Source organism: Streptomyces sp. NPDC048001 (assembly GCF_043203115.1).
Lineage (GTDB): Bacteria > Actinomycetota > Actinomycetes > Streptomycetales > Streptomycetaceae > Streptomyces > Streptomyces sanyensis.
The window spans coordinates 385028-409540 of record NZ_JBIDBN010000004.1 but is presented as its reverse complement, the minus strand read 5'-3'; the positions used below and the strand labels follow the sequence as shown (position 1 = coordinate 409540).

Annotated in this window: 23 protein-coding genes; 16 read left to right on the top strand and 7 right to left on the bottom strand. The window is 76.0% G+C overall.

All coding sequences use genetic code 11. The features are described from left to right. The first annotated feature begins 19 nt into the window (after positions 1–19). The 12 genes from ACGF15_RS10460 (at position 20) to ACGF15_RS10405 (ending at position 13196) form a co-directional block, all read left to right on the top strand. The gene (locus tag ACGF15_RS10460; protein ID WP_392797708.1) at positions 20–2197 is read left to right on the top strand and encodes a tetratricopeptide repeat protein; all 2178 of its coding nucleotides are present in this window, start codon (positions 20–22) and stop codon (positions 2195–2197) included. Between the two features lie 138 nt (positions 2198–2335). Beyond that, positions 2336–3460 carry an alanine dehydrogenase gene (ald, locus tag ACGF15_RS10455; RefSeq protein WP_345616106.1) on the top strand — a complete coding sequence of 375 codons (1125 nt, stop codon included), beginning with the start codon at positions 2336–2338 and terminating at the stop codon, positions 3458–3460. A 470-nt stretch (positions 3461–3930) separates the two neighbouring features. Beyond that, a complete protein-coding gene (locus ACGF15_RS10450) occupies positions 3931–4974 on the top strand; it encodes a ParA family protein (protein WP_345616107.1) in 1044 nt (347 codons plus the stop codon). Beyond that, positions 4959–5519, top strand: coding sequence for a hypothetical protein (locus ACGF15_RS10445; RefSeq protein ID WP_345616108.1), 561 nt, complete (start codon positions 4959–4961; stop codon positions 5517–5519). The genes ACGF15_RS10450 and ACGF15_RS10445 overlap by 16 nt, the downstream gene beginning before the upstream one ends. 283 nt (positions 5520–5802) lie before the next feature. Next, complete coding sequence (locus ACGF15_RS10440; RefSeq protein WP_392797748.1) at positions 5803–7047, top strand: segregation and condensation protein A; 1245 nt, start codon at positions 5803–5805, stop codon at positions 7045–7047. After that, complete coding sequence (gene scpB / locus ACGF15_RS10435) at positions 7044–7652, top strand: SMC-Scp complex subunit ScpB (RefSeq protein ID WP_345616110.1); 609 nt, start codon at positions 7044–7046, stop codon at positions 7650–7652. Before ACGF15_RS10440 ends, scpB begins: the two co-directional genes overlap by 4 nt. Continuing rightward, positions 7652–8758, top strand: a complete 1107-nt coding sequence (locus tag ACGF15_RS10430; protein ID WP_392797703.1) for a pseudouridine synthase — start codon at positions 7652–7654, stop codon at positions 8756–8758. The genes scpB and ACGF15_RS10430 overlap by 1 nt, the downstream gene beginning before the upstream one ends. Before the next feature lie 160 nt (positions 8759–8918). Beyond that, positions 8919–9575: a nicotinamide riboside transporter PnuC gene (pnuC, locus tag ACGF15_RS10425; RefSeq protein ID WP_392797700.1), complete on the top strand. Its 657-nt coding sequence runs from the start codon at positions 8919–8921 to the stop codon at positions 9573–9575. Continuing rightward, the gene (locus ACGF15_RS10420) at positions 9572–10663 is read left to right on the top strand and encodes an AAA family ATPase (protein WP_392797697.1); all 1092 of its coding nucleotides are present in this window, start codon (positions 9572–9574) and stop codon (positions 10661–10663) included. Before pnuC ends, ACGF15_RS10420 begins: the two co-directional genes overlap by 4 nt. After that, the gene (locus ACGF15_RS10415; RefSeq protein WP_345616114.1) at positions 10663–11382 is read left to right on the top strand and encodes an NUDIX domain-containing protein; all 720 of its coding nucleotides are present in this window, start codon (positions 10663–10665) and stop codon (positions 11380–11382) included. The genes ACGF15_RS10420 and ACGF15_RS10415 overlap by 1 nt, the downstream gene beginning before the upstream one ends. Further along, complete coding sequence (locus ACGF15_RS10410; RefSeq protein WP_362613312.1) at positions 11379–12425, top strand: ADP-ribosylglycohydrolase family protein; 1047 nt, start codon at positions 11379–11381, stop codon at positions 12423–12425. The genes ACGF15_RS10415 and ACGF15_RS10410 overlap by 4 nt, the downstream gene beginning before the upstream one ends. A gap of 3 nt (positions 12426–12428) precedes the next feature. Further along, entirely contained in the window at positions 12429–13196 is a 768-nt protein-coding gene (locus tag ACGF15_RS10405) for a DNA polymerase beta superfamily protein (protein ID WP_362613309.1), read from the top strand. Here ACGF15_RS10405 and ACGF15_RS10400 read toward each other — a convergent pair. Continuing rightward, entirely contained in the window at positions 13146–13892 is a 747-nt protein-coding gene (locus ACGF15_RS10400; RefSeq protein WP_345616117.1) for a DNA polymerase beta superfamily protein, read from the bottom strand. The genes ACGF15_RS10405 and ACGF15_RS10400 overlap by 51 nt on opposite strands. Before the next feature lie 420 nt (positions 13893–14312). Then, entirely contained in the window at positions 14313–14777 is a 465-nt protein-coding gene (locus ACGF15_RS10395; protein WP_392797692.1) for a Rieske (2Fe-2S) protein, read from the bottom strand. Positions 14778–15001: 224 nt separating this feature from the next. Here ACGF15_RS10395 and ACGF15_RS10390 point away from each other — a divergent pair, with 224 nt between their 5' ends. The 4 genes from ACGF15_RS10390 to der all read left to right on the top strand — a co-directional run bounded on the left by ACGF15_RS10390 (position 15002) and on the right by der (position 19095). After that, on the top strand, positions 15002–16087 hold the full coding sequence (locus tag ACGF15_RS10390; protein WP_345616119.1) for a prephenate dehydrogenase: 1086 nt from the start codon (positions 15002–15004) through the stop codon (positions 16085–16087). A 140-nt stretch (positions 16088–16227) separates the two neighbouring features. Beyond that, positions 16228–16941: a (d)CMP kinase gene (gene cmk, locus ACGF15_RS10385; RefSeq protein ID WP_345616120.1), complete on the top strand. Its 714-nt coding sequence runs from the start codon at positions 16228–16230 to the stop codon at positions 16939–16941. Between the two features lie 53 nt (positions 16942–16994). Continuing rightward, on the top strand, positions 16995–17582 hold the full coding sequence (locus ACGF15_RS10380) for a lysophospholipid acyltransferase family protein (RefSeq protein ID WP_345616150.1): 588 nt from the start codon (positions 16995–16997) through the stop codon (positions 17580–17582). Positions 17583–17646: 64 nt separating this feature from the next. Further along, positions 17647–19095, top strand: coding sequence for a ribosome biogenesis GTPase Der (gene der / locus ACGF15_RS10375; RefSeq protein WP_345616121.1), 1449 nt, complete (start codon positions 17647–17649; stop codon positions 19093–19095). 101 nt (positions 19096–19196) lie between these two features. On the opposite strand, the gene ACGF15_RS10370 is transcribed toward der, so the two are convergent. From ACGF15_RS10370 to ACGF15_RS10350, 5 genes are all read right to left on the bottom strand, one after another. Then, the gene (locus ACGF15_RS10370; RefSeq protein ID WP_376429114.1) at positions 19197–19451 is read right to left on the bottom strand and encodes a hypothetical protein; all 255 of its coding nucleotides are present in this window, start codon (positions 19449–19451) and stop codon (positions 19197–19199) included. A gap of 336 nt (positions 19452–19787) precedes the next feature. Continuing rightward, on the bottom strand, positions 19788–20567 hold the full coding sequence (locus ACGF15_RS10365; protein ID WP_345616123.1) for a hypothetical protein: 780 nt from the start codon (positions 20565–20567) through the stop codon (positions 19788–19790). A gap of 170 nt (positions 20568–20737) precedes the next feature. Then, the gene (locus tag ACGF15_RS10360; RefSeq protein ID WP_392797745.1) at positions 20738–21391 is read right to left on the bottom strand and encodes an ATP-binding cassette domain-containing protein; all 654 of its coding nucleotides are present in this window, start codon (positions 21389–21391) and stop codon (positions 20738–20740) included. Positions 21392–21399: 8 nt separating this feature from the next. Beyond that, positions 21400–23979 (bottom strand): ATP-binding cassette domain-containing protein, encoded by a 2580-nt coding sequence (locus tag ACGF15_RS10355; protein WP_392797687.1) that lies wholly within the window; start codon positions 23977–23979, stop codon positions 21400–21402. Further along, complete coding sequence (locus ACGF15_RS10350) at positions 23967–24497, bottom strand: hypothetical protein (protein ID WP_345616125.1); 531 nt, start codon at positions 24495–24497, stop codon at positions 23967–23969. Before ACGF15_RS10350 ends, ACGF15_RS10355 begins: the two co-directional genes overlap by 13 nt. Positions 24498–24513: the final 16 nt, after the last annotated feature.

Below are 24513 nucleotides of genomic sequence, written 5' to 3'. Positions count from 1 at the left end.
ACGGACTGGAGCGTGGCCCGTGGCGGATCAGGCGCTGGACTCGATCGGCCCCGACCGGACGGAGGACCCCGTCCGGGCCGGCACCGGCGGTAGGGATCCCGTTCGGACCGGTACCGGCGGTACGGATCCCGACCGGGCCGGCACCGGCGGTAGGGATCCCGACCGGGCCCGCACCGGCGGTACGCGCGAGGCCGGGGACCCGGCGCCCCCGCCCCGGCGGCCGGGCGCCTTTCTCGGCAGGCAGCGCGAGCTGAAGTCGCTGCACGCGGACATCGAGCGGGCCGGCCTCGACACCCTCGCCGGCCGCGCGGCGGGCCGCGCCCGGGTGCTGCTGATCGCCGGACGCCCGGGCTCGGGGCGCACGTCACTCGCGGAGGAACTCGCCCGGGGCATCGCCGACCGCTACCCGGACGGGGTGTTCCGCGTCCGGCTGACCGAGCCCGGCGGCCGCCCGGTCCCCCTGGAGGAGGCCGCCCGCGGCCTGCTGGAGGAGCTGGGGACCGCGCCGTCCCCCGGAGCCGGCGACGACGAACTCACCGAGGCCGTCCGCGAGGCCCTGGCCGACCGGCGGGCGCTGCTCCTGGTCGACGACGCCCTCCGCGCCGAGGACGTGGACCTGCTGATCCCCGACGCTCCCGGCGTCCTCGTCCTCGCCGTCGCGCAGGGGCCGCTGACCGGTGTCAGCGGCGTACGGCCCTGCACCCTCGGGGGCATGGACGCCAAGTCCGCCATCGAACTGCTCACCCTCCACACCGGCGAGGTGCGCGTCACGGTCGATCCGCAGGCCGCCGAGGCGGTGGCCGAGGAGTGCGGCGGCCAGCCGGCCGCGCTGGCGCTGGTCGGCGGCTGGCTCGCGGCCCGCCCCGCGGCCTCGGTGGCCGACGCCGTCCGCCACCTGCGCGCGGTGCCCGAGGACGGCGCGCAGCCGCCGACCACCCGGCCGCTGGCCCGCGCCTTCCGCCTCGCCTACACCTCGCTCCCGGCCCCCGCCGCGCGGATACTGCGGCTGCTGGCCCTCGCCCCCGCCGGACGCGTCGACGCCCACACCGCCTCCGCGCTGGCCGGCTGCACCGTCTCCGCCGCCCGCACCACCCTCGACGACTTCGTCCGCCTCGGCCTGCTCCACGTGGCCGAGGGGGGCCACGAGGTGCCGGGCTGCCTGGCCGGCCTGCTGCGGGCCGAGTCGGAGGCGGTCGACCGACCCGCCGAGGTGCAGCTGGCCCGGGCGCGGATGCTGGAGCGCACCGTCCGCAGGCTCCAGGCCTGCCGTGCGGTCACCGAACCCGAGGGCAGCCCCGCCCGCCGCAAGCTCGCCGCCCTGCCGCGCGCGCTGCGTTTCTCCTCCGTGCCCGAGGCGGCCGCCTGGCTCTCCGCGGCACGCCCCGCCCTGCTGGCCTCCGCCCGGCTGGCCGTCGACGACGGCGGACTGGACACCCTCGCCCGACGCCTGGTGTCCGCGCTGGTCAGGGCCCTGGCGGCGCACCGGGGCACCGAGGCGGCGGCCCCCGACCTGTACGGGCTGCACCACCTCGTCCTGGACGTCGCCGAGCGTCGCGGACTCCACCGCGAGCGCGCCGCCGCCCTGCTCAACCTCGGCGACCTGGACGCCCGGACCGGCCGCACCGGGCAGGCGCTGGCCCGCTACCGGGCCGCGCTGGACGCCGGGCGGCTCGCCGGGGACGCCTATGCCACCGGTCGCGCCATGGAGTCGGTGGGCGGGGCCCACCAGGAGCGGGAGGACTGGCAGCGGGCCGCCGACTGGTACGGCAGGGCCCTGGCCCAGCGGCAGGCCCGCGGGGAGCGGGAGGACGAGGCCCGGCTGTACGGCAGGCTCGGCGGTGTGCAGACGTACGCGGGCCGCTACGGCGAGGCGCTGCGCAGCTGGCGGGCGGCCGTCGCGGGGTACCGCAGGCTCGGCGACGTGCCGGGCCGGGCGCGGGCGCTGAGCGAGCTGGCCCGGGTGCAGGAGTACGCGGGCCGCCCCGAGGAGTCGCTGCGGACCTGCCGGGAGGCCGTCGAGTGGGCGCGGCAGGCGGGTGACGGCCGCCTGCAGGCCGCTCTCCAGCTGCGGCTGGCGGACACCCTGGACCGCCTCGGGGACCCCTCGGCTGCGCAACTGCACCGTCACGCTGCGGAAAGACTCCTCGGAGAGGCCAGTTCCGCCTACGAAATCCGTGGTGGTTCCGAAGAAGATTGATGCTTTGCAAGGCTAGACAGCGGGAAGTCCTTCATTAGACTGGTCGATGCCGCGTGTTCGCGTGGTGTGTCCCGGTGCGCCCAGGTGCGTCTGGGTATCCATGGCATTGACCGTACTTTTCCCTCTGAGTCAAGGACCGTGATCGACGTGAAGGTCGGCATCCCCCGCGAGGTCAAGAACAACGAGTTCCGGGTGGCCATCACCCCCGCCGGTGTGCACGAGCTCGTGCGCCACGGCCACCAGGTCGTCATCGAGCAGGGAGCCGGTGAGGGCTCCTCGATCACGGACGCGGAGTTCGTCGCCGCCGGTGCGCAGATCCTGCCGACCGCCGACGAGGTCTGGGCCGCCGCGGACCTGCTGCTGAAGGTCAAGGAGCCCATCGCGGAGGAGTACCACCGCCTCCGCAAGGACCAGACGCTCTTCACCTACCTTCACCTCGCCGCCTCCCGCGAGTGCACGGACGCCCTGCTGGCCTCCGGCACCACCGCGATCGCCTACGAGACGGTCGAGACCGCGAACCGCGCCCTGCCGCTGCTCGCCCCGATGTCCGAGGTGGCGGGCCGCCTGGCACCGCAGGTCGGCGCCTACCACCTGATGCGCTCCGCGGGCGGCCGCGGCGTGCTGCCCGGCGGCGTCCCCGGCACCCACGCCGGTCGCGCCGTGGTCATCGGCGGCGGTGTCTCCGGCTGGAGCGCCACCCAGATCGCGGTCGGCATGGGCTTCCACGTGACCCTGCTCGACAAGGACGTCAACAAGCTGCGCGAGGCCGACAAGGTCTTCGGCACCAAGGTGCAGACCGTGGTCTCCAACGCCTTCGAGCTGGAGAAGGCCGTCGTCGAGGCCGACCTCGTCATCGGCGCCGTGCTCATCCCGGGCGCCAAGGCCCCGAAGCTGGTCACCAACGAGCTGGTCGCCAGGATGAAGCCCGGAAGTGTCCTTGTCGACATCGCGATCGACCAGGGCGGCTGCTTCGAGGACTCCCGCCCGACCACCCACGCCGAGCCGACCTTCCCGGTCCACGGCTCCGTCTTCTACTGCGTGGCCAACATGCCCGGCGCGGTCCCCAACACCTCCACCTACGCCCTCACCAACGCCACGCTGCCGTACATCGTGTCGCTGGCGAACAACGGCTGGGCCGAGGCGCTGCGCCGGGACGCCGCGCTGGCCAGGGGCCTCAACACCCATGACGGCAAGGTCGTTTACCAGGAGGTCGCGGAGGCCCACGGCCTGGAGGGCGTCGAACTCGCCTCGCTCCTCGGCTGACGGTCAACCGACGTCGTCAACATCACGTGTCCGGCCGGACCTTGCTCGCCAGGGTCCGGCCGGACGCGTTCCGCCCCGCCCCGTCCGGCGGGCTCAACTCGCGCCGAACGTAACCCTTTAACCGTTTCGCTCCCCCCTGAAACGGGCGCATCGGGGCGCGTGCGGAGGGGCGCGCGCCCTTGACAGGGCGGGGTGGAGTTGCCGACACATCGGGCCGGGTCCGGCGGATTGTGTTGCTGCGGACCGGTGACACGCCATAGAGTCGCAAACCGTCGGCATGGTGCCACACTGACCTATCGATAAGTTTCCTGGTCACGTCCAAGGAGGTAAGACGACTTGTGAATGAGTCGACAATTACTCCGGAGGGCGGTCACCCGGGAACGGGTGCGGGACAGGACCCGCAGACCGCCCTCGGCGCCGTCGGCTCCGTCGCCGTCCGCCCCTCCGCGCCCCACCGGCACACGACGCACATGACGACACCCCACACGATGCAGACGATGGACGGCCCACACGTGAACGCCATGGCCGGCAACGAGAGTGGCCGAGAGTCCACCCACTTCGCCGCCTACGAGGAAGTCCCCGAAGGGCACTTCTACGACCCCGACGCCGAGTACGAGCCCGATCCCGAGTACGCGGCCACCCTGGCGCCCGACGCCGCGCGCCAGCGCCGCGAGCGCATCGGCCCCACCGGACGGCCCCTGCCGTACTTCCCGATCCCGGGCCCGCTGACCGACCACGGCCCCGCGAAGATCATCGCGATGTGCAACCAGAAGGGCGGCGTCGGCAAGACCACGTCGACCATCAACCTGGGGGCCGCGCTCGCCGAGTACGGCCGCCGGGTGCTGCTCGTCGACTTCGACCCGCAGGGCGCCCTGTCCGTGGGCCTCGGGGTGAACCCGATGGAGCTCGACCTCACCGTCTACAACCTCCTGATGGAGCGGGGGATGTCGGCGGACGAGGTCCTGCTGAAGACCGCCGTGCCCAACATGGACCTGCTGCCGAGCAACATCGACCTCTCCGCCGCCGAGGTGCAGCTGGTGAGCGAGGTCGCCCGCGAGTCCACCCTCCAGCGCGCCCTCAAGCCCCTGCTGGCCGACTACGACTACATCGTGATCGACTGTCAGCCCTCGCTCGGCCTGCTGACGGTGAACGCCCTGACGGCGGCCCACAAGGTGATCGTCCCGCTGGAGTGCGAGTTCTTCGCCCTGCGCGGCGTCGCCCTGCTCACCGAGACCATCGAGAAGGTCCAGGAGCGGCTCAACCCCGAGCTGGAACTCGACGGGATCCTCGCCACCATGTACGACTCGCGCACCGTGCACAGCCGCGAGGTGCTGGCGCGGGTGGTGGAGGCCTTCGACGAGCACGTCTACCACACGGTCATCGGCCGGACCGTGCGCTTCCCGGAGACCACGGTCGCCGGGGAGCCGATCACCACCTACGCCTCCAACTCCGTCGGCGCCGCCGCCTACCGCCAGCTCGCCAGGGAGGTGCTCGCCCGGTGTCACGCCGAGTGAGTCTGCCCGGAGCCGACGAGCTGTTCCGTACGACCGGTGGCATGCCGCTCCAGGCGTCCGGCCCGCGCAAGCAGGCCGCCGGTGAGCCCCGGGTGCCCGCCCCGGCCGGGGAGGGCGACCCGGCCCAGGGCCAGGCCCCCGAGGGTGCCCGCGAGCACACCGCCGCCGACACCGAGACGGTCGGGGAGCAGCGCAGCCGGGGTGAGGCCGCCGACCAGGCGGGCACCCCGGCGGCTCCCGCCGCCGGAGCGCCCCGGACCCGCCGGGCGCCCGCCGCCGCGGACGCCGCCGCGTCCCCCCGGCGGCGCGGCCGCGGGGTCAACCGCCGCCCCAGCGGGCGCGAGCGCCACGACGAGAAGATCACCGTCTACGTCTCCGCCGAGGAGCTGATGGACCTGGAGCACGCGCGGCTGGTCCTGCGCGGCGAGCACGGGCTCGCCGTCGACCGCGGCCGCATCGTCCGCGAGGCGGTGGCCGTGGTGCTGGCGGACCTGGAGCAGCGCGGCGACGCGAGCATCCTGGTGAGGCGCCTGCGCGGCCGGTGAGGCCCTGCGACGCGAGCATCCTGGTGGGGCGCCTGCGCGGCCGGTGAGCCGGTGCGCGCGGTAGCCTGCGGCTGCCCCGCCTGCGCCGCTCCCCTGGACCGCCATGCCTCCGACCGACGACTCCCTCCGTGCTCCGCGCCACCGCCGTGCGCTCGGGCGGGGACCGGGAGCGACCGGCGCCGGGGCAGAGGCGCCCGCGCCCGCACCTCCGGCCGGCAGCGGGCCCGCCGACGTCCAGGACGCGCCCGAGGCGCCCGGGGCGCCCCCGGTCGGCGAGGCCGCCGTGCGGGACGTGGAGCCGGGCGGTACCGCCGTCCCGCCGCCCGCCGGGCCCGAGGCGCCCCCCGCGCCGGAGGTCCCCGCCGAACCCGCGTCCGCCGGGCCCGCGTCCGCCGGGCCCGCGTCCGCCGGGCCCGCGTCCGCCGGGCCCGCGTCCGCCGGGCCCGCGTCCGCCGAACCCGCGTCCGCCGAACCCGCGTCCGCGTCCGAGCCGGAGGCGCCCATCGAGCCCGCCCCCGAGCCCGAGCCCGCCCCCGAGCCCGAGCCCGCCCCCGAGCCCGAGCCTGCCCCCGAGCCCGAGCCCGCCCCCGAGCCCGAGGCGCCCCCCGCGCCGGAGGTCCCAACCGAGCCGGAGGCGCCCGCGCCCGCCTCCGCGGCCCCGCCGCACCTCCCCGGCGCCCCCGCGCAGGCCGGCGCGTGCGCCGCGGCGCACGAGAAGGACGGCGGCACGGGCGCCGAGGGCCGGTTCACCGTCCGGCTGGCGAACTTCGAGGGCCCCTTCGACCTGCTGCTCCAGCTGATCGCCAAGCACCGGCTGGACGTCACCGAGGTCGCCCTCTCGCAGGTCACCGACGAGTTCATGGCCCATATCCGGGCCATGGGGCCCGACTGGGACCTCGACCAGACCACCGAGTTCCTGGTCGTCGCCGCCACCCTCCTCGACCTGAAGGCCGCCCGGCTGCTGCCCGCCGCCGAGGTGGAGGACGAGGCGGACCTCGCGCTCCTGGAGGCCCGCGACCTGCTCTTCGCCCGGCTGCTGCAGTACCGCGCCTACAAGGAGATCGCCCGCATCCTGGAGGAGCGGCTGGAGGGCGAGGCGCGGCGCTTCCCCCGCACCGTCGGGCTGGAGCCCCACCACGCCGCACTGCTCCCCGAGGTGGTCATCGGCATCGGAGCCGAGGGCTTCGCCCGGCTGGCGGTCAAGGCCATGCTGCCCCGGCCCGCGCCGCAGGTGTACGTGGACCACATCCACGCGCCGCTGGTCAGCGTCCGCGAGCAGGCCGCGGTCCTCGTCGCCCTGCTCCGCGAGCGCGGCACCGCCACCTTCCGGGAGCTGACCGAGGGCGCCGGGGACACCCTGACCGTGGTCGCGCGGTTCCTCGCCCTGCTGGAGCTCTACCGGGAGAAGGCGCTCACCCTGGATCAGCCCGAGGCGCTGGGGGAGCTGACCGTGACCTGGTCGCCCGAGGCGGGCGAGGGGGTCGCGGTCACCGACGAGTTCGACCGAGCCGTGGAGGAGAAGCCGTGAGCGAGCTCAAGCCCGCGCTGGAGGCCGTGCTGATGGTCGTGGACGAACCCGCGACCGAGGAGCACCTCGCCCAGGTCCTGGAGCAGCCCCGCCGGGCCGTCGCGGACGCGCTGCGCGAGCTGGCCGACGAGTACACCGTGCAGGGCCGCGGCTTCGAGCTGCGACTGGTCGCCGGTGGGTGGCGCTTCTACAGCCGGCCCGAGCACGCGGACGCGGTCGAGCGCTTCGTCCTCGACGGCCGGCAGGCCCGGCTGACCCAGGCCGCCCTGGAGACCCTGGCGGTCGTCGCCTACCGGCAGCCGGTCAGCCGCTCGCGGGTCTCCGCGGTCCGCGGCGTGAACTGCGACGGCGTGATGCGCACCCTCCTCCAGCGGGGCCTGGTGGAGGAGGCGGGCACGGAACCCGAGACAGGTGCGATCCTGTACAGGACGACGAACTACTTCCTGGAGCGGCTGGGCCTGCGCGGCCTGGACGAGCTGCCGGAACTCGCGCCCTTCCTCCCCGAGGCGGACGCGGTCGAGGCGGAGTCCCGGGAGGCGGTCCCGTCGTTCGATCCGGACGAACCGGATCGCATGGACGCAGACGACACAAAGACGGAACTGTGATGCGAAGCAGCGGCAGGAACAGCAGCGGAAACAACGGCGGGAGCCGTGGTGGCAACAGCGGCGGCCGCGGCAGCAGCGGCGGCGGGCGCGGCAACTACCGCGGCGCCGGCAACGGCCGCGACGAGCGGCAGGGCGGGAGCAGGCCGCGCAGGCCCCGTCCCGAGGAGCGCCGCTACGACGTGGGGGACACCCCCGAGGCCCGCAAGGGCCGCGGCGGCGCGGCGCGCGGCGGTGCCAAGGGCGGCCCGCGGCAGTCGCCCCAGCGCGGCGGCGGCCGTACCGCCCCGGCCCGCTCCCGCGAGTACGACGCCCGCACCGAGGAGCGCAACCGGGAGCGCTACGCCGACAAGCCCGTGGTCAAGACGCCGAAGACCTTCGGCGACCAGGAGGGCGAGCGCCTGCAGAAGGTGCTCGCCCGGGCGGGCATGGGCTCCCGCCGCGCCTGCGAGGAGCTCATCGACGCGGGCCGCGTGGAGGTCAACGGCCGGATCGTCGTGGAGCAGGGCGTGCGCGTCGACCCGGAGAAGGACGAGATCAAGGTCGACGGCCTCACCGTGGCCACGCAGTCCTACCTCTTCTTCGCGCTGAACAAGCCCGCCGGGGTGGTCTCCACCATGGAGGACCCGGACGGCCGGCAGTGCCTGGGCGACTACGTCACCAACCGCGAGACCCGCCTGTTCCACGTGGGCCGGCTCGACACGGAGACCGAGGGCATCATCCTGCTCACCAACCACGGAGAGCTCGCCCACCGCCTCACGCACCCCCGGTACGGCGTGAAGAAGACCTACCTCGCCGCGGTCCAGGGCCCCCTGCCGCGCGAGGTGGGCCGGCGCCTGAAGGACGGCATCCAATTGGAGGACGGCTACGCCCGCGCCGACCACTTCCGCGTGGTCGAGCAGACCGGGAAGAACTACCTGGTCGAGGTGGTCCTCCACGAGGGCCGCAAGCACATCGTGCGCCGGATGCTCGCCGAGGCGGGCTTCCCGGTGGAACGCCTGGTGCGCACGGCCTTCGGGCCGATCTCGCTCGGCGACCAGAAGTCCGGCTGGCTGCGCCGCCTGACCAACACCGAGGTCGGGATGCTGATGAAGGAGGTCGGCCTCTAGGCCCTTGCGGGAGGCCTTCCCGCCCGCGTGCCCAGGAGCCCGCGACCCCTCGGGGTCGCGGGCTCCTCGCGTCGCGCCCCGGCCCGGGGCCGCTGCCCGAACCTCCTTGCGCGGAGCGGCGGGAGCTTTTATAGTCACCTTGACTTTTAAGGGGGTCGGGATGAATCCCGCGGACCTGCTCCGCCTTCTCCAGCAGCCGCTCTTCACGCTGCTCGGCACGCCCGTCGCCTGGGCCGAGGTCCTCGGCTTCGGCAGCGGTGCGCTGTGCGTCTGGCTGGTGGCCCGCCAGCACCTCGCCAACTGGCCCGTCGGCATCGCCAACAACCTCCTGTTCCTCCTGCTCTTCACCCAGGCCGGGCTCTACGCCGACGCCGGCCTCCAGATCGTCTTCATCGCCCTCGCCGCCTTCGGCTGGTGGACCTGGACCCACGGGGGTGGACCGGGCTCCGACCGGCTGCCGGTGCGGCGCACCACGCGCACCGAGTGGCTCGCGCTGCTCGCGGCGGGGGCGGTGGGGACCGCGGCGCTCACCCTGCTGCTGGCCCGGGCCACGGACTCCACCGTGCCCTTCTGGGACGCCCTGACCACCGTGCTGTCCCTGGCCGCGACGTACGGGCAGTGCCGGAAGCTGGTGGAGTCCTGGTGGCTGTGGATCGCGGCCGACGTGGTCTACATCCCGCTCTACGCCCACAAGGAGCTCTACCTGACCTCGCTGCTGTACGCGGGCTTCCTGACCCTGTGCCTGGCCGGGCTGCGGAACTGGCGGCGCGACCTCGCCGCGGGCGACGCCCGCCCGGCCCTGGAGGCCGCCGCATGAGCCGCCACGGACACGGACTGGTGCTCGGCAAGTTCTATCCGCCGCACGCGGGCCACCACCACCTCGTCCGCACCGCCGCGGCCCGCTGCGAGCGGCTCACCGTGCTGGTCTGCGCCGCCTCCGTGGAGAGCGTCCCGCTCGCCGACCGGGTCGCCTGGATGCGCGAGGTCCACCCCGGGGTGCGGGTGGTCGGAGCCGTCGACGACCACCCCGTCGACCTGTACGACGAGGCCGTGTGGGACGCGCACATGTCGGTCTTCACCACGGCCGTCCCCGAACCCGTCGACGCGGTCTACACCTCCGAGGAGTACGGGGACGAGCTCGCCCGGCGCCTCGGCGCGGTCCATGTGTGCGTCGACCCGGACCGCGCGGCCTTCCCGGTCTCCGGCACCGCCGTGCGCCGCGACGCGGCCGGCTGCTGGGACTTCCTCGCCGCGCCCGTGCGCGCCGCGCTGACCCGCCGCGTCGTCGTCCTCGGCGCGGAGTCCACCGGCACCACCACGCTCTCCAGGGCCCTCGCCGAGCACTACCGCGCCCGCGGCGGCGTCTGGGGCCGCACCCGGTGGGTCGCCGAGTACGGCCGCGCCCACAGCGAGCGGCGGCTCGCCGAACTCCGGGCCCGCAGACCGGAGGCCGACTTCTCCGAGGTCGCCTTCGCCTCCGGGGAGTTCCCCCTGATCGCCCGGGAGCAGGCGGCCCGGGAGGAGGCCGCGGCCCGGGACGGCTCGCCCCTCCTCGTCTGCGACACCGACGCGTTCGCGACCACCGTCTGGCACGAGCGCTACCTCGCGACCCCCTACCCGGGCGCACCCGAACCGCGCACCCAGCACCTGTGGATCCTCACCGACCACACCGGGGTGCCCTTCGAGGACGACGGCCTGCGCGACGGAGAGCACCTGCGCCCCTGGATGACCGAGCGCTTCCGTGACGGACTCCGGCGCACCGGCCGCCCCTTCCTGGAGGTCACCGGCCCGCACGAGCAGCGGCTGGCCGCGGCCGTCGAGGCGGTCGACGCCTGCCTGGACGAGGGGCTGACCTTCGCCGACCCGCTGCCCGCCCAGGCCCCGCCCGCCCCGGGAGGCCGCTGATGCAGGGCTACGACCCCTCCGCCTTCCCGCCGTTCGCCGTGACCGTGGACCTCGCCGTCTTCACCGTCCGCGCCATGCGGCTGCACGTACTCCTCGTCGAGCGGGGCCAGGACCCCCACCAGGGCCGCTGGGCCCTGCCCGGCGGCTTCCTGCTCCCGCACGAGGCCGCCGAGCAGGCCGCCCGCCGGGAGCTCGCGGAGGAGACCGGGCTGTCCTGCGACACCACCGAGGGGCTCCACCTGGAGCAGCTGCGCACCTACAGCGACCCCGACCGCGACCCGCGGATGCGCGTCGTCTCCGTCGCCTTCACCGCCCTGGTGCCCGACCTCCCCGAACCCCGGGGCGGCGGCGACGCGGCCCGGGCCCGCTGGACCCCGCGCGACGAGGCGTCGCCCCTCGCCTTCGACCACGACCGCATCCTCGCGGACGCCCACGAACGCATCGGCGCCAAACTGGAGTACACCTGCCTGGCGACCGCCTTCTGCCCGGCCGCCTTCACCCTCGGCGAACTCCGGCAGGTCTACGAGACCGTCTGGGGCGTCGCCCTGGACCGGCCCAACTTCCGCCGCAAGGTGCTCGCGACGCCCGGCTTCGTCGAACCGGTGGCCGGCGGCCCCCGGCGCACCGGCGCCCGGGGCAAGCCCGCGGCCCTGTACACCGCGGGCCCCGCCCGCTCCCTCCACCCTCCGCTGCTGCGCCCGGAAGGACGGCCCCGATGACCCTCACCGCACCCGCCCGCGAGGCCTCCACCCCACCCGGGAAGCGGGCCGCCACCGGCGCGCTGCTCGGGCTGGCGCTCGGGGACGCCCTCGGCTTCCCCACCGAGTTCAGCGACGTCCCCCGCATCCTCGCGACCTGGGGACCCTGGCGCGAGATGCCCCTCCCCGCACCCGCCCGCGTCACCGACGACACCCAGATGACGCTGGCCCTCGGCCGCGGGCTGCGCACGGCCATGTCCCGGGGCCTGCTCGTCGGCTCGCGGCTGGTCCGCCCGGTGCGCGAGGAGTTCGTCGACTGGTACCACTCCCCGGACAACAACCGCGCCCCCGGGCGGACCTGCCTGGTCGCCTGCCGCCTGCTCGACGGGGACGCGCCCTGGCAGCAGGCGAGCCAGACCGGGTCCAAGGGGTGCGGCGCCAACATGCGCGTGGCCCCCGTCGGCCTGGCCCCCGGCCTCGACGACGGGCAGCGCGCGGGCGCCGCCCAGCTCCAGTCCGCCCTCACCCACGGCCACCCCACCGCCCTGGCGGCCAGCGACCTCACCGCGCGGGCCGTCCACCTCCTCGCCCGGGGCGAGGACCCCTCCGACCTGGTCGGCCTGCTCCGGTCCTACGCCCTGGAGGCGCGCACCCGCTACCACGAGCGCTGGCTCGGCGACCTGTGGCGGCACGCCACCGCCGACCCCTCCCCGGGGGCCTTCATCGCCCGCGGCTGGGACGAGTGCCTGGCCGTCCTGGACCGCCTCGACGCCGCACTGCGCGCACCGGAGCCGGAAGCGGACCCCTGCCTGGCCACCGGCGACGGCTGGATCGCCGAGGAGGCGCTGGCGACGGCGCTGCTGTGCTTCCTGATGTTCCCCGGGGAGCCGCTCACCGTCCTGCGTCGCGCGGCCTGCACACGCGGCGACTCCGACTCGATCGCCGCCCTCGCGGGCGCCTTCGCGGGCGCCCACCTGGGCGCCGGCGCCTGGCCCGCCGACTGGACCGCGCGGATCGAGTACCGCCCCGAACTCCTGGAACTCGGAGCGCTCTGGGACGCTTGAGCGATGACCGCATTGCGCCGCGCCGGAGTCCACGCCGACCTCTCCGCCGTCACCGCCGAAGAGCCCCATCCGCTGGTCTTCGCGACCGTCTCGGGGGCCCACCTGTACGGCTTCCCCTCCCGGGACTCCGACGTGGACCTGCGCGGCGCACACCTCCTGCCCGCCGCCGACCTCGTCGGCCTGCGCGAGCCGGAGGAGACCCGCACCGCCATGCGGGACGCCGACGGCACCGAACTCGACCTGGTCACCCACGACCTGCGCAAGTTCGTCCGGCTGCTGCTGCGGCGGAACGGCTATGTGCTGGAGCAGCTGCTCTCCCCGCTCGTCGTCCGCACCGGCGAGACGCACCGGGAACTCGCCTCCCACGCCCCCGGCGTGCTGACCTCCCACCACGCCCACCACTACCGGGGGTTCGCCACCACCCAGTGGCGCCTGTTCGGCAGGACGGGGGAGCTCAAGCCGCTGCTCTACACCTACCGCGCCCTGCTCACCGGCATCCACCTCCTGCGCAGCGGCCGGGTGGAGGCCCATCTGCCCACCCTCCACGGCGAGGTCGCCGAGGCGCCCGGGCGCCTGCCCGAGCTGATCGCCGCCAAGGAGGCGGCCGAGCACGGCGTGGCGGAGGCGGGCCTGGACACCGAGGCGGTCCGGTCCGAGGTCGAGCACCTGCACACCGTGCTCGACGCGGCGCAGGCCGCGACCCGCCTCCCCGGGCAGCCCTCAGCCGGAGCGGCGCTGCACGACCTGCTGGTCCGCGTACGACTCGGCTGAGGCGCGCCGGGCCCGGAAGAGGAAGTCCTCGACCCGGGCCAGATCGGGCTCCGCGGGCAGCGGGGTGCCGGACAGGGCCGCGTCCGCCTCGTCGGCCAGCCGGGCCATCCAGGCGGCCACCCGCTCCCAGGGGACCTCGCCCCGCTTGACCGCGAGCAGCGCCTCCCGCTCCTCGCCCACCTCGACCACCAGCCTGCCCGTGCGCAGCAGGTCCCGGCAGGAGGCCAGGAGCCGCACCAGGTGCATGGCGTGCTTCCAGCGGGGCGCCCCGCGGGTGCGCAGATCCGCCTCCAGCTTCCGGCGCTGCCCGTGCGCGTAGCGGACGAAGGTGGCGTGCGCCTGCCGGGAGAGGAAGGCCCCGCGCAGGAAGAGCAGTTCGCGCCCGATGTCGTCGACGTGCTCGACGAGGGGGGAGTGGAGGCACTCCAGCACGTTCGGGTTGGCGCGCAGAGCCAGTGCCAGGAAGCGCTCCAGCTCCCAGGAGAACTGCTCCTCGGCAGGGCCCTCGACATGGGTGGGCGGTTTGTCGAAGGCCCAGTACAGCGGTGCCGGAGCGAGGAACACGCCGCGGCGGTCCGTGTCACTGTCCTCGGTGGCCAGCCCGAAGGCCCGCGATCCCGTCACACAGGCGTACACGGTGTGGTCGAGCACGAGGGCTGCGGGGTCCTGCGGGCCGGGAGGGGACGCGGTGTTCACGGCCCGAGGCTACGCCGCCCCGCCGCGCGGCCGGGAGCCGGCCCGTGACCTGCCCGAAGTCCCTCCGGGCCAGCCTTCCGCAGCCGCGCCCGTGCCGTCGAACCGGACACGCTGCCCGTCAAGCGGGTCCACCCCGGCACCCCGCCCCGTCCGGGCGGCCTCCAAGCTCGTCGACGGCCGCCCCGCGGGCCGGGCCGCCCTCCCCGGGCGGCGGCACCCTCACCGTCGACCTCGCCACCGGGGCAGCCGGGCACCGCCCCGGCGAGCCCGGCACCCTGCGCTTCCACGGACTGCCGGAAGGCGAGAAGGACGCGACCCACCGGCTCATCGGGGAGCGCATCACCGGGCGGGCCTCCACCGCCCCGGGCGGGAGCTGTACGGACCCCCCGGCGCCGTGCGAAGCCGCCCCGGGTGGGCCGCTCAGACCAGGCGGACGGAGTCCCCGGAGACCGTGATCTGCTTCGGCGGCAGCGGCCGGGTCGCCGGACCCACCGCCACGGAGCCGTCCGCGACACGGAACCTGCTGCCGTGGCAGGGGCAGGCGATCAGCCCGTCGCCGACCGATGCCACCGTGCAGCCCTGGTGCGTGCAGATCGCCGAGAAGGCGCGGAACTCCCCCTCCTGCGGCTGGGTGACCACCACCTCCTGGTCCGCCAGGACGACTCCGCCGCCGACCGGGACCTCGGAGGCGGCGGTGAGCTCCTCGCCGGCCGGGGGCGCCGTGGCGGAGCCCGAGGCGCCGTCGGAGGGCGTGGGGGAGGTGGGCGTCCCGGCGGGGGACCCGGTGGGCTCCGGGGTCCCGCCGTCTCCGTCCCCGCAGCCCGCCGCCAGCGAGACGGCGGCCGCCGCGCCCGCCGCCAGGACCGCTCTGCGCTGCGCGCCCATGCCGTGACTCCCTCGTGTCCGCCTGCACCGGCTCCGAGCATCCCCCGCCGCCGGCCGCCCCCGGCGCAGGCGCGCCAGCGGCGGCCCACCGCCCGGCGGACCGCGGGACGGGCCCGGGCGGGACCGGCGGGCGCGCGGGGCAGCCCGTACGCTGAGCGCGGGCCCGCCGCCCCACCGACGGCGCCACCCGCCCGCACCCGCCCGCATCCCTAGGACGCCCACCCGTGAGAACCGCGCTCGTCATCGGAACCGGACTGATCGGCACCTCGGCCGCGCTCGCCCTCGCGGGCCGGGGCGTCCGGGTCCACCTCGTCGACCACGACGCGGCACAGGCCCGCACCGCCGCCGCGCTCGGCGCCGGCACCGACGAGGCGCCGGAGGGCCCCGTGGACCTGGCCGTGGTGGCCGTCCCGCCCGCCCACACCGCCGCCGCCCTCGCCGAGGCGATGAAGGCCGGACGGGCCCGGGGCTACCTCGACGTCGCCAGCGTCAAGGGCGGTCCGCGCCGCGAGCTGGAGCGGCTCGGCGTCGACCTGTCCGCCTACATCGGCACGCACCCGATGTCCGGCAAGGAGACCTCGGGCCCCCTCGCCGCCACCGCGGACCTCTTCGAGGGACGGCCCTGGGTGCTCACCCCGACCCCCGGCACGGACACCGAGGTGCTCAACCTCGCCCTGGAACTGGTGGCCCTGTGCCGGGCCGTGCCGGTCGTCATGGACGCCGACGCCCACGACCGGGCCGTCGCCCTCGTCTCGCACACCCCTCAGCTGGTGTCCTCGCTGGTGGCCGCGCGCCTGGAGGCGGCGGACGACACCGCCGTCCGGCTCTGCGGCCAGGGCATCCGGGACGTCACCCGGATCGCGGCCTCCGACCCGCGGATGTGGGTCGACATCCTCGCCGCCAACCCCGGCCCGGTCGCCGACGTGCTCGCCGAGGTCGCCGCCGACCTGGACGAGACCGTGCGGGCGCTGCGCGCCCTGCACACCGGGGACGCCACCGAGCGCCGCGGCGCGGCCCGGGGCGTGGAGGGCGTGCTGCGCCGCGGCAACGCCGGCCGCGCCCGGGTCCCCGGCAAGCACGGCGCCGCCCCGGCGGCGTACGAGACCGTCGCGGTGCTGATCAGCGACCAGCCCGGCGAGCTGGCGCGGATCTTCGCCGATGCCGGCCGGATCGGCGTGAACATCGAGGACGTCCGCATCGAGCACGCCACCGGGCAGCAGGCGGGCGTGGTGCAGCTGATGGTGGAACCCGCCGCGGCCCAGGTCCTCGGAGCCGCCCTGCGGGAGCGCGGCTGGGCGCTGCGCCCGTAGCGCGCGGCGCCCCGCGCCGCCGCCCCCGGAGCCCCGGGCTCCGGGGGCCCACTCCGCGTGCAGGAGGGACCTCCGGCACTCGGTAACCTTGTGCTGTGCCCCCGGCGGCCCCGCCGCCGGCCCTCCCGCAGACCTGAAAGGTGTCCGACACCGTGGAATCCGTGATCGTCGCCATCGACGGCCCCTCCGGCACGGGCAAGTCGAGCACCTCGAAGGCCGTCGCCTCGGCCCTCGGGCTCAGCTACCTGGACACCGGCGCCCAGTACCGCGCCATCACCTGGTGGATGCTGTCCAACGGGATCGACACCGCCGACCCGCTCGCGATCGCGAGCGCCGCGGGCAAGCCCGTGATCGAGTCCGGCACCGACCCGGCCGCCCCCGCCATCACCGTCGACGGCGTCGACGCCTCCGGGCCCATCCGCACCCAGGAGGTCACCTCCAAGGTCAGCGCCGTCAGCGCGGTGCCCGAGGTGCGGGAGGTGATCACCGGGCTGCAGCGCTCCATCGCCGCGGCGGCCGCGCGGGGCATCGTCGTGGAGGGGCGGGACATCGGCACCACCGTGCTGCCCGACGCCGACCTGAAGATCTTCCTCACCGCCTCGCCGGAGGCCCGCGCGGCCCGGCGCAGCGGCGAGATCAAGGGCTCGGACGTGGCCGCCACGCGCGCCGCGCTGGTCGCCCGGGACGCGGCCGACTCCGGCCGCAAGACCTCCCCGCTGGCCAAGGCCGACGACGCGGTGGAGGTCGACACGACCGAGCTCACCCTCCAGCAGGTGGTGGAGCGCGTGGTGGCCCTGGTCGAGGAGCGCCGCGACGCGCTGCCGGGGGCCGGGGAGCGGACGGCCGCCCGGTGACCGCTCCCTCCCTGAAGGGCGCGGCCGCCGGCAGACGGATCGGCATAGGCCTCATGCGGGGCCTGTGGCGCCCCCGCGTGCTGGGCGCCTGGCGCGTACCGGCCGAGGGGCCCGTGATCCTCGCCGTCAACCACGCGCACAACATCGACGGCCCGATGCTCATGGGCACCGCGCCGCGCCCCGTGCACTTCCTGATCAAGAAGGAGGCCTTCGTCGGGCCCCTGGGGTCCTTCCTGTCCGGTATCGGCCAGGTGCCCGTGGACCGGACGGCGGCCGACCGCACGGCGATAGGCAGCGCCCTCGGCATCCTGGAGCGCGGCGGGGTCCTCGGGATCTTCCCCGAGGGCACCCGGGGCGAGGGCGACTTCGCCTCGCTCCGGGCCGGGCTGGCGTACTTCGCCGTCCGCAGCGGTGCCCCGATCGTGCCCGTCGCGGTGCTGGGCAGCACGGACCGCCGGGGCCGTCTGGTGCCGCAGCTCCCGCCGCTGCGCAGCCGCGTCGACCTCGTCTTCGGCGACCCCTTCGCCGCGGGCGACGGCAGCGGCCGCCGCACGCGCAGGGCGCTCGACGAGGCGACCGCGCTCATCCAGGAGCGGCTCACCTCCCACCTGGAAAACGCCAGGCGCCTGACCGGGCGCTGAGCGAGACTTGACCCGAGTGACGGGCCGCCCGACGCGGCCTGGTGACGAACGAGGAACGGACTTCATGAACGACCAGCACGACCACGGAGCACTCGGCGACGCCGAGTACGCGGAGTTCATGGAGCTCGCCGCGGAAGAGGGCTTCGACGTCGAGGACGTCGAGGGCGCGATCGAGGAGGCCGGCCACGGCCCGCTCCCCGTCCTCGCCATCGTCGGCCGCCCCAACGTCGGCAAGTCGACCCTGGTGAACCGTGTGATCGGCCGCCGTGAAGCGGTCGTGGAGGACCGGCCGGGCGTCACCCGCGACCGCGTCACCTACGAGGCCGAGTGGGCGGGCCGCCGCTTCAAGGTCGTCGACACCGGCGGCTGGGAGCAGGACGTCCTCGGCATCGACGCCTCCGTCGCCGCGCAGGCCGAGTACGCCATCGAGGCCGCCGACGCGGTCGTCTTCGTCGTCGACGCCACCGTGGGGGCCACCGACACCGACGAGGCCGTCGTGAAGCTGCTGCGCCGGGCCGGCAAGCCTGTGGTGCTCTGCGCCAACAAGGTCGACGGGCCCAGCGGCGAGGCCGACGCCACCGCCCTGTGGTCCCTCGGCCTCGGTGAGCCGCACCCGGTCTCCGCGCTCCACGGCCGCGGCACCGGCGACATGCTCGACGCGGTGCTGGAGGCCCTGCCCGACGCCCCGGCGCAGACCTTCGGCACCCCCGTCGGCGGTCCGCGCCGCATCGCCCTGATCGGCCGCCCGAACGTCGGCAAGTCCTCGCTGCTCAACAAGGTCGCCCGCGAGGAGCGCGTGGTGGTCAACGAACTCGCCGGCACCACCCGCGACCCGGTGGACGAGCTCATCGAACTCGGCGGGACCACCTGGAAGTTCGTCGACACCGCGGGCATCCGCCGCCGGGTCCACCTCCAGGAGGGCGCCGACTACTACGCCTCGCTGCGCACCGCGGCCGCCGTCGAGAAGGCCGAGGTCGCCGTCGTCCTGATCGACGCGGGCGAGAGCATCAGCGTGCAGGACCAGCGCATCATCACCATGGCCGTGGAGGCGGGCCGTGCCATGGTCATCGCCTACAACAAGTGGGACACCCTCGACGAGGAGCGGCGCTACTACCTGGAGCGCGAGATCGAGACCGAGCTGGGCCAGGTCGCCTGGGCCCCCCGGGTCAACGTCTCGGCGCGTACCGGCCGCCACATGGAGAAGCTCGTCCCGGCCATCGAGACGGCCCTCGCCGGCTGGGAGACCCGCGTCCCCACCGGTCGGCTGAACTCCTTCCTGGGCGAGCTGGTCGCCGCCCACCCGCACCCGATCCGGGGCGGCAAGCAGCCCCGCATCCTCTTCGGTACGCAGGCGGGCACCAAGCCGCCCCGCTTCGTGCTCTTCGCCTCGGGTTTCCTGGAGCACGGCTACCGCCGCTTCGTGGAGCGCAGGCTGCGCGAGGAGTTCGGCTTCGAGGGCACGCCCCTGCACATCTCCGTCCGGGTGCGCGAGAAGCGCGGCCGCAAGAAGTGACGCGCTGACAGGTCGCCGCCCGGGTGCCCGGGACCGCCGCGGCGGTCCCGGGCACCCGGGCGGTGGCCGTCCCGCGCCCGGGTGGTCGGAGCGCTGCCCGCTCACACCCCCCGGCGGGGGGCGGGGGGCAGCGCGGCGGGCTGGTAGCCGCCCGGGGGCCGTACCACCTGGTGGTACGGCTGCCAGTGGCCCTGCTGGTGGCCCGGGCCGGTCGGCCCGGACCGGGTGCTGTGCAGTCCGGTGGTTCCGAACGCCCGGAACCCGATGTGCTCCTCGCCGCTGCGGTCGCCCGGGAGCGTCCTGAAGGCTCTCAGGTACTCCGAGTAGAGCGCGTCGTAGATCGGCGTCGGCGACATACCGGACGAACCGTCACGGACGGGGCGCATCGAGGGGATCTGGCTCTGGTACGGCTGGCGGGCTGGGTCGTATGTGTGCACGTACGTGCAACGACGGGACGGCCCCGCGGATGCGGTCGGCGCCCCGCCCTGTTCCGCGGCATGGCGAAGCCCCAGGCCACCGCCTCGCAGGACCGTCGGGGGCGGTGCCCGGGCGCACGCCGGCGGGCGGCACCGGGAGGGAGGGGGCTCCCGGCACCGCCCGGACCGGGGCCCGCGCCCGCACCGGCGCGAGCGGCGGCCGCCCCGGCGGGGCGCCCGGCGCGGAGCGGACCGGCTCCCGCCGGTCCGGGGGCCTCAGGTACCGGCCAGCGGCATGGTCGCCGCCACCAGGCGCCCGTTCGCGGCCGCCTTCTCCAGGGCATCGCGGAGCAGGTCCTCGCGCGGCTGCTGGCCGATCGAGCCCACCGGGGCCGCGAAGACCAGCACGTTCTGCGTCTTGTTGGCCGCCGTGCGCCAGCCGTCGGTGACCTGGAGCGGCTGGTGCGCCTGCCACCAGGCGACCGGGCTGCCACCGCCCGCGGCGGGCTGGAGCACGGCGTGCAGCTGGCCCATGGCCACCAGCACGGACCAGCCCGGAAGCTGGGCCGGGACCTGGTTGACGTCGATGACGGGCTGGAAGCCGTGCTCGATGAGCAGCGGCAGGAAGTCGTCCCCGCCGTTGCCCGCGGTGCCCGGGCGGGCGATGGGCGCCGTGGGCTCGACGACGAGCGCCGGGTGCAGCTCCCCGCCGATCAGGACGAGGCCGCTGGTGACGCCGAGCACGGCCTGCTGCGGAGCGGCCCCCGGGATCTGCGGCTCCTCGCCGGTGATGGAACGGACGGCCCCCTGCAACTGGTCCTCCGCCACGTGGACGACCTGGGAGGGGATGCAGGTGGCGTGGGCGAACGCCAGGACGGCGGTCTCCTCGCCGACGAACAGCACCGTGCTGGTGCGCTCCTGCTCGGAGTCGCCCGGGGTGCGGCAGGAGGTGCAGTCGTAGCTGCCGGGTGCGTTGTGGCCGGCGAGCAGCCGCTCGGCCTCTTCGTCGCCGATCTCGGCACGTACGTCCTCGCTGACGTCGAGCATGCGCGGCACGGGGGGCTCCTCGGACTTGATCGGGTGCGCCGGGCGGGTCCCGGCTCGTAAAGGGTCAACGGGCGACGCACGGCGGGGGTCACGCGCCCGGGGGGAACGAAATCCGGGCACGGCGGCCGTACGGCCCGGGCCGCGCCGCCGCCGTGCCGCCCCCGACCCGGGTGCGCCCCTCAGCCGACCTCCGCCGCCTCCCCGCGGAACACCACCGCCCCCCGGCGCAGCACCGCCACCACGACCGCGGGTCCCGTGTCCCGGGCCAGTGCGCCGGGCAGCCGCTGCTCGGCGAGGACCACGGCCGCCCCCGCGGCCGCCCGCTCGCTCAGCAGCCGGTACGTCGAGGCCGCCGCCCCGGGCGCCATGCCGACGACCGGTTCGTCGAGGAGCAGGACCCCGGCAGGCGAGAGCAGGGCCCGGCCCACCGCGAGCATCCGCCGCTCACCCCCCGACAAGGTGGCCGCGCGGCGGTCGAGCAGCCGCTCCAGGGCGGGGTAGGCCCGCAGGGCCGGGCCCTGGTCGGCGCCGGGGCGCACGAGCTCCAGGTTGTCGCGCACCGTCAGACCGGCGTGCACCGCGGGCGCCTCCGGCACCAGCAGCACCCCGGCACGCGCCCGGCGGTGGGCGGCCAGCGCGGTCACGTCGCGGCCCCGGAGCAGCACCGTCCCCTCGGTCGGGCGCACGGTCCCCGCCAGCACCCGCAGCAGCGTGGTGCGCCCCGAGCCGTTGCGCCCGAGGAGCACCGTGACGGCACCGGAGGGGACCGTCAGGCCGACGCCGTGCAGCGCCTCCAGGGGCCCGTAGCGGACCCGTACGTCGAGCGCCTGCATGGCCGCCGTCACCGCAGGATCCTCCCGCCCTCCAGCACGGCCACCGCGTCGGCGATCCGCTCCACCAGATCGAGGTCGTGCTCGACCACCAGCACCGCGGTGCCGTCGGCGGCGAGGGCCGCGAGCAGCCCGGCCAGGGCCCCGGCCTCCACGGGGTCCAGGCCCGCGGCAGGCTCGTCCAGCAGCAGCGTGTGCGGGCCGGAGGCGAGGGCGCGGGCCAGCTCGACCCGGCGCAGCACGCCCGTCGGCAGCCCCGCCGCGGGAAGCGCGCGCACGGGGCCGGCGAGTCCGAGCAGCCGCAGGGCGGCCTCGGTACCGGGGCCGCCGCCCGGGCCGTGCTCGGCACCGACCCGGACGTTCTCCTCGACCGTCAGCGAGCCGAACACGGCGGGCTGCTGGAAGGTGCGCGCGACGCCGAGCCGGGAGCGGGTGTGCGCGGGGCTGCGCGTGAGGTCCGCCCCGTCGAGTTCGACGCGGCCCGCGTCGGGCCGCAGCGTTCCGCACAGGCAGTCGAACAGCGTGCTCTTCCCGGCGCCGTTCGCCCCGACGAGGGCGGTGACACGGGCGGGGGGCACCCGCAGGTCCACCCCGAGCAGCACCGGGAGGCCGTCGTAGGACATCCGCACCCCGTGGGCGGCCAGACCGCCCGTGGCGGGGAGCGGACCGGCCGCGGGCGGCACGGCCCGGGCGGGTGCCCCGGAACGCGGGGCCGTCCCGGAGCGCGCGGGGGCGCGTCCGTCCGTACCGCCGACCGCCGCTCCCGACTCCCGGTGCGCCGGCGCGTGGCGCGGGGCGCGGCCCGGGCCCGCCACGAGCCGCTTCCGCACGGCCGACCACGGGGGCAGCACGCCGGAGAAGGCGGCCAGCAGGCCCACCACCACGGCCGCCACCCCCGCCTGCGTCCCCGCGTCCAGGCCGACCAGGAGCACCGCCGCGATCAGCGGCGACAGCGGGTTGTCGGCGCCGAGCACGAACACGGCCGCGAACCACAGCAGGCTGCGGACCGGGTCGAAGGCCGCCGGGTCGAAGGCCCCCGTCCCCAGGACGAGGAGCCCGCCCCCGAGGGCGGCCAGTGCCGCCCCCGCCGTGAACACCAGGAGTTTCAGGGGGCGGACGGCGACCCCCGCCGCCTCCGCCCCCGCCTCGTGGTCGCGCAGGGCGGCCAGGGTGCGCCCCGCCCGGCCCCGGCGCAGCGCGGCGACGGCCGCCAGGGCACAGGCCAGCACGGCGAGTTCGACCGCGTAGTACGCGCGGTCGGCCGCCAGGCCGGCCGGCCGGGACACCGTCAGTCCCGCCGTCGCATAGGGCTGGTCGAGCACGAACCGGCTGACCGCCACGCCCACGGCGAGGGTCGCCAGTGCCACCGCCAGGCCGTGGCGGCGGATCGCGGGCCACCCGGTGAGCAGACCGAGGGGCACGACCAGCAGCACCGCCGCCGCCGGCGCGAGGAGCCCGGGCAGGGCGGGCAGCCCGGGGAAGCGGCCCGCGGCCAGCACGGCGGTGCCCAGGGCGCCGAGCCCCGCGAACGCCGCCTGGCACAGGGAGATCTGACCGCCCCGCCCGGTCACGACCACCAGGGACAGCAGGGCGACGGCGAGGGCCGGGACCTGGACGGCGGTGCTCAGGTCGTCTCCCGCCAGGCCCAGCGGCAGCAGGAGCAGCACGGCCGCCGCGAGGACGACCCCCCGGGGGATCCGCACCGGCGGGGCGGCCGCCCGGCCGACCCAGCCGCCCGCCCCGCCGGGTCCCGGCAGCACCAGCGCGGCGACCAGCAGGGCCACCACGAACAGATTCGCCCCCAGCGCCTGCACCAGGGTCCCGGCCTCGCCCCCGGGGTGCAGGCGGGTCAGCTGCGCCTGCGCCACACCGATGGCCAGGGCCGCGGCCACGGCGACCGCGAGGCTGCGCATCCGCGCGATGACGGCGACCGCGAGCACCTCGACCACCAGCAGGGGCAGTCCGAAGGGGTCGAGCCGCAGGTAGGGGGCGAGCAGGACACCGGTGAGCCCGGCCGTGAACGAGCCGAAGGCCCAGCCCGCGGCCGCGACCCGGTCCGCGTCCACACCCCCCAGCCCGGCCAGCTCCCGGTCGTCCACGACCGCGCGCACCTGCCGTCCGAACCCGGTCCGGCGGACGGCGGTCGCGACCGCCGCGGCCAGCAGCACGGCGGCCGCCACCTGGGCCCAGGGCTCGTCCGACACGAGCACGGGGGCGTCGGTCCGCGCACCGGTGCCCCACAGCACGGCCGCGGCGCCCACCAGCAGGACGAACACGCCGATCGAGGCGACAAGGGTCCGCGCGGGGTCGGGGGAGGGCGCGGACAGCGGGCGGAAGACGGCCCGGTCGAGGAGGAGGCCGATGCCCGGCGCCACCACCAGCAGGGTGACGGCCGCCCCCGCGGCGAGCGGCCAGCCCCAGCCGACGGTGAACTGGCGCAGCACGAAGGCGCACACCATCGCCACGGCGCCGTGGGCGAGGTTGAGCACCCCGGTGGTCCGGTAGGTGACGACCAGTCCGATGCCGGTGAGCGCGGCGGCGCTGCCGACGGCGAGTCCGGCGAGGGTCAGGTCGTAGGTCAGCGAGGCCACGGCCGCGTCCACGGTTCGCAGACCGGGCAGGGGACCGGTGCGCCGTCGCCGCCCGCCTGCGGGGGCTCCCCGCTCCCCCCGCCGTCCTCCGCAGCCCCCGCGGGCCCCGCGGCGGGTTCTGCCGGCTCGACGGGCCTGCCCGCGACCAGCGGGCAGTCCGGCCGGTGGGCGAGCCGGCCACCCGGGACCCGGACCGGCGGCTCCTCGGAGACGGCGGCCGCCGGGTCGTGCGCCCCCGCCTCCCACGGCGCCGCCGGAACGGGCGGCCCCGCCCGGTCCCGCGGCCCCTCGGCATCCTGCCCGGCCGCCTCCTCACGGGCCTCGCGCACCGACCCCACGGCCAGGACGGCGCCCACCACGAGCAGCGCGGCCCCCGGCACCGTGGAGGAGGCGAGGTACGGGAGCTGCCGCTCGGCGGCACGCTCGCCCGAGACCCCGTACCAGCCGAGTACGCACAGCAGGATGCCGCAGGCCAGGGCTGCGAGGGCACCCCACCACAGCAGTCGGGACGTCGGCATCGCGATGCCTCCTTTC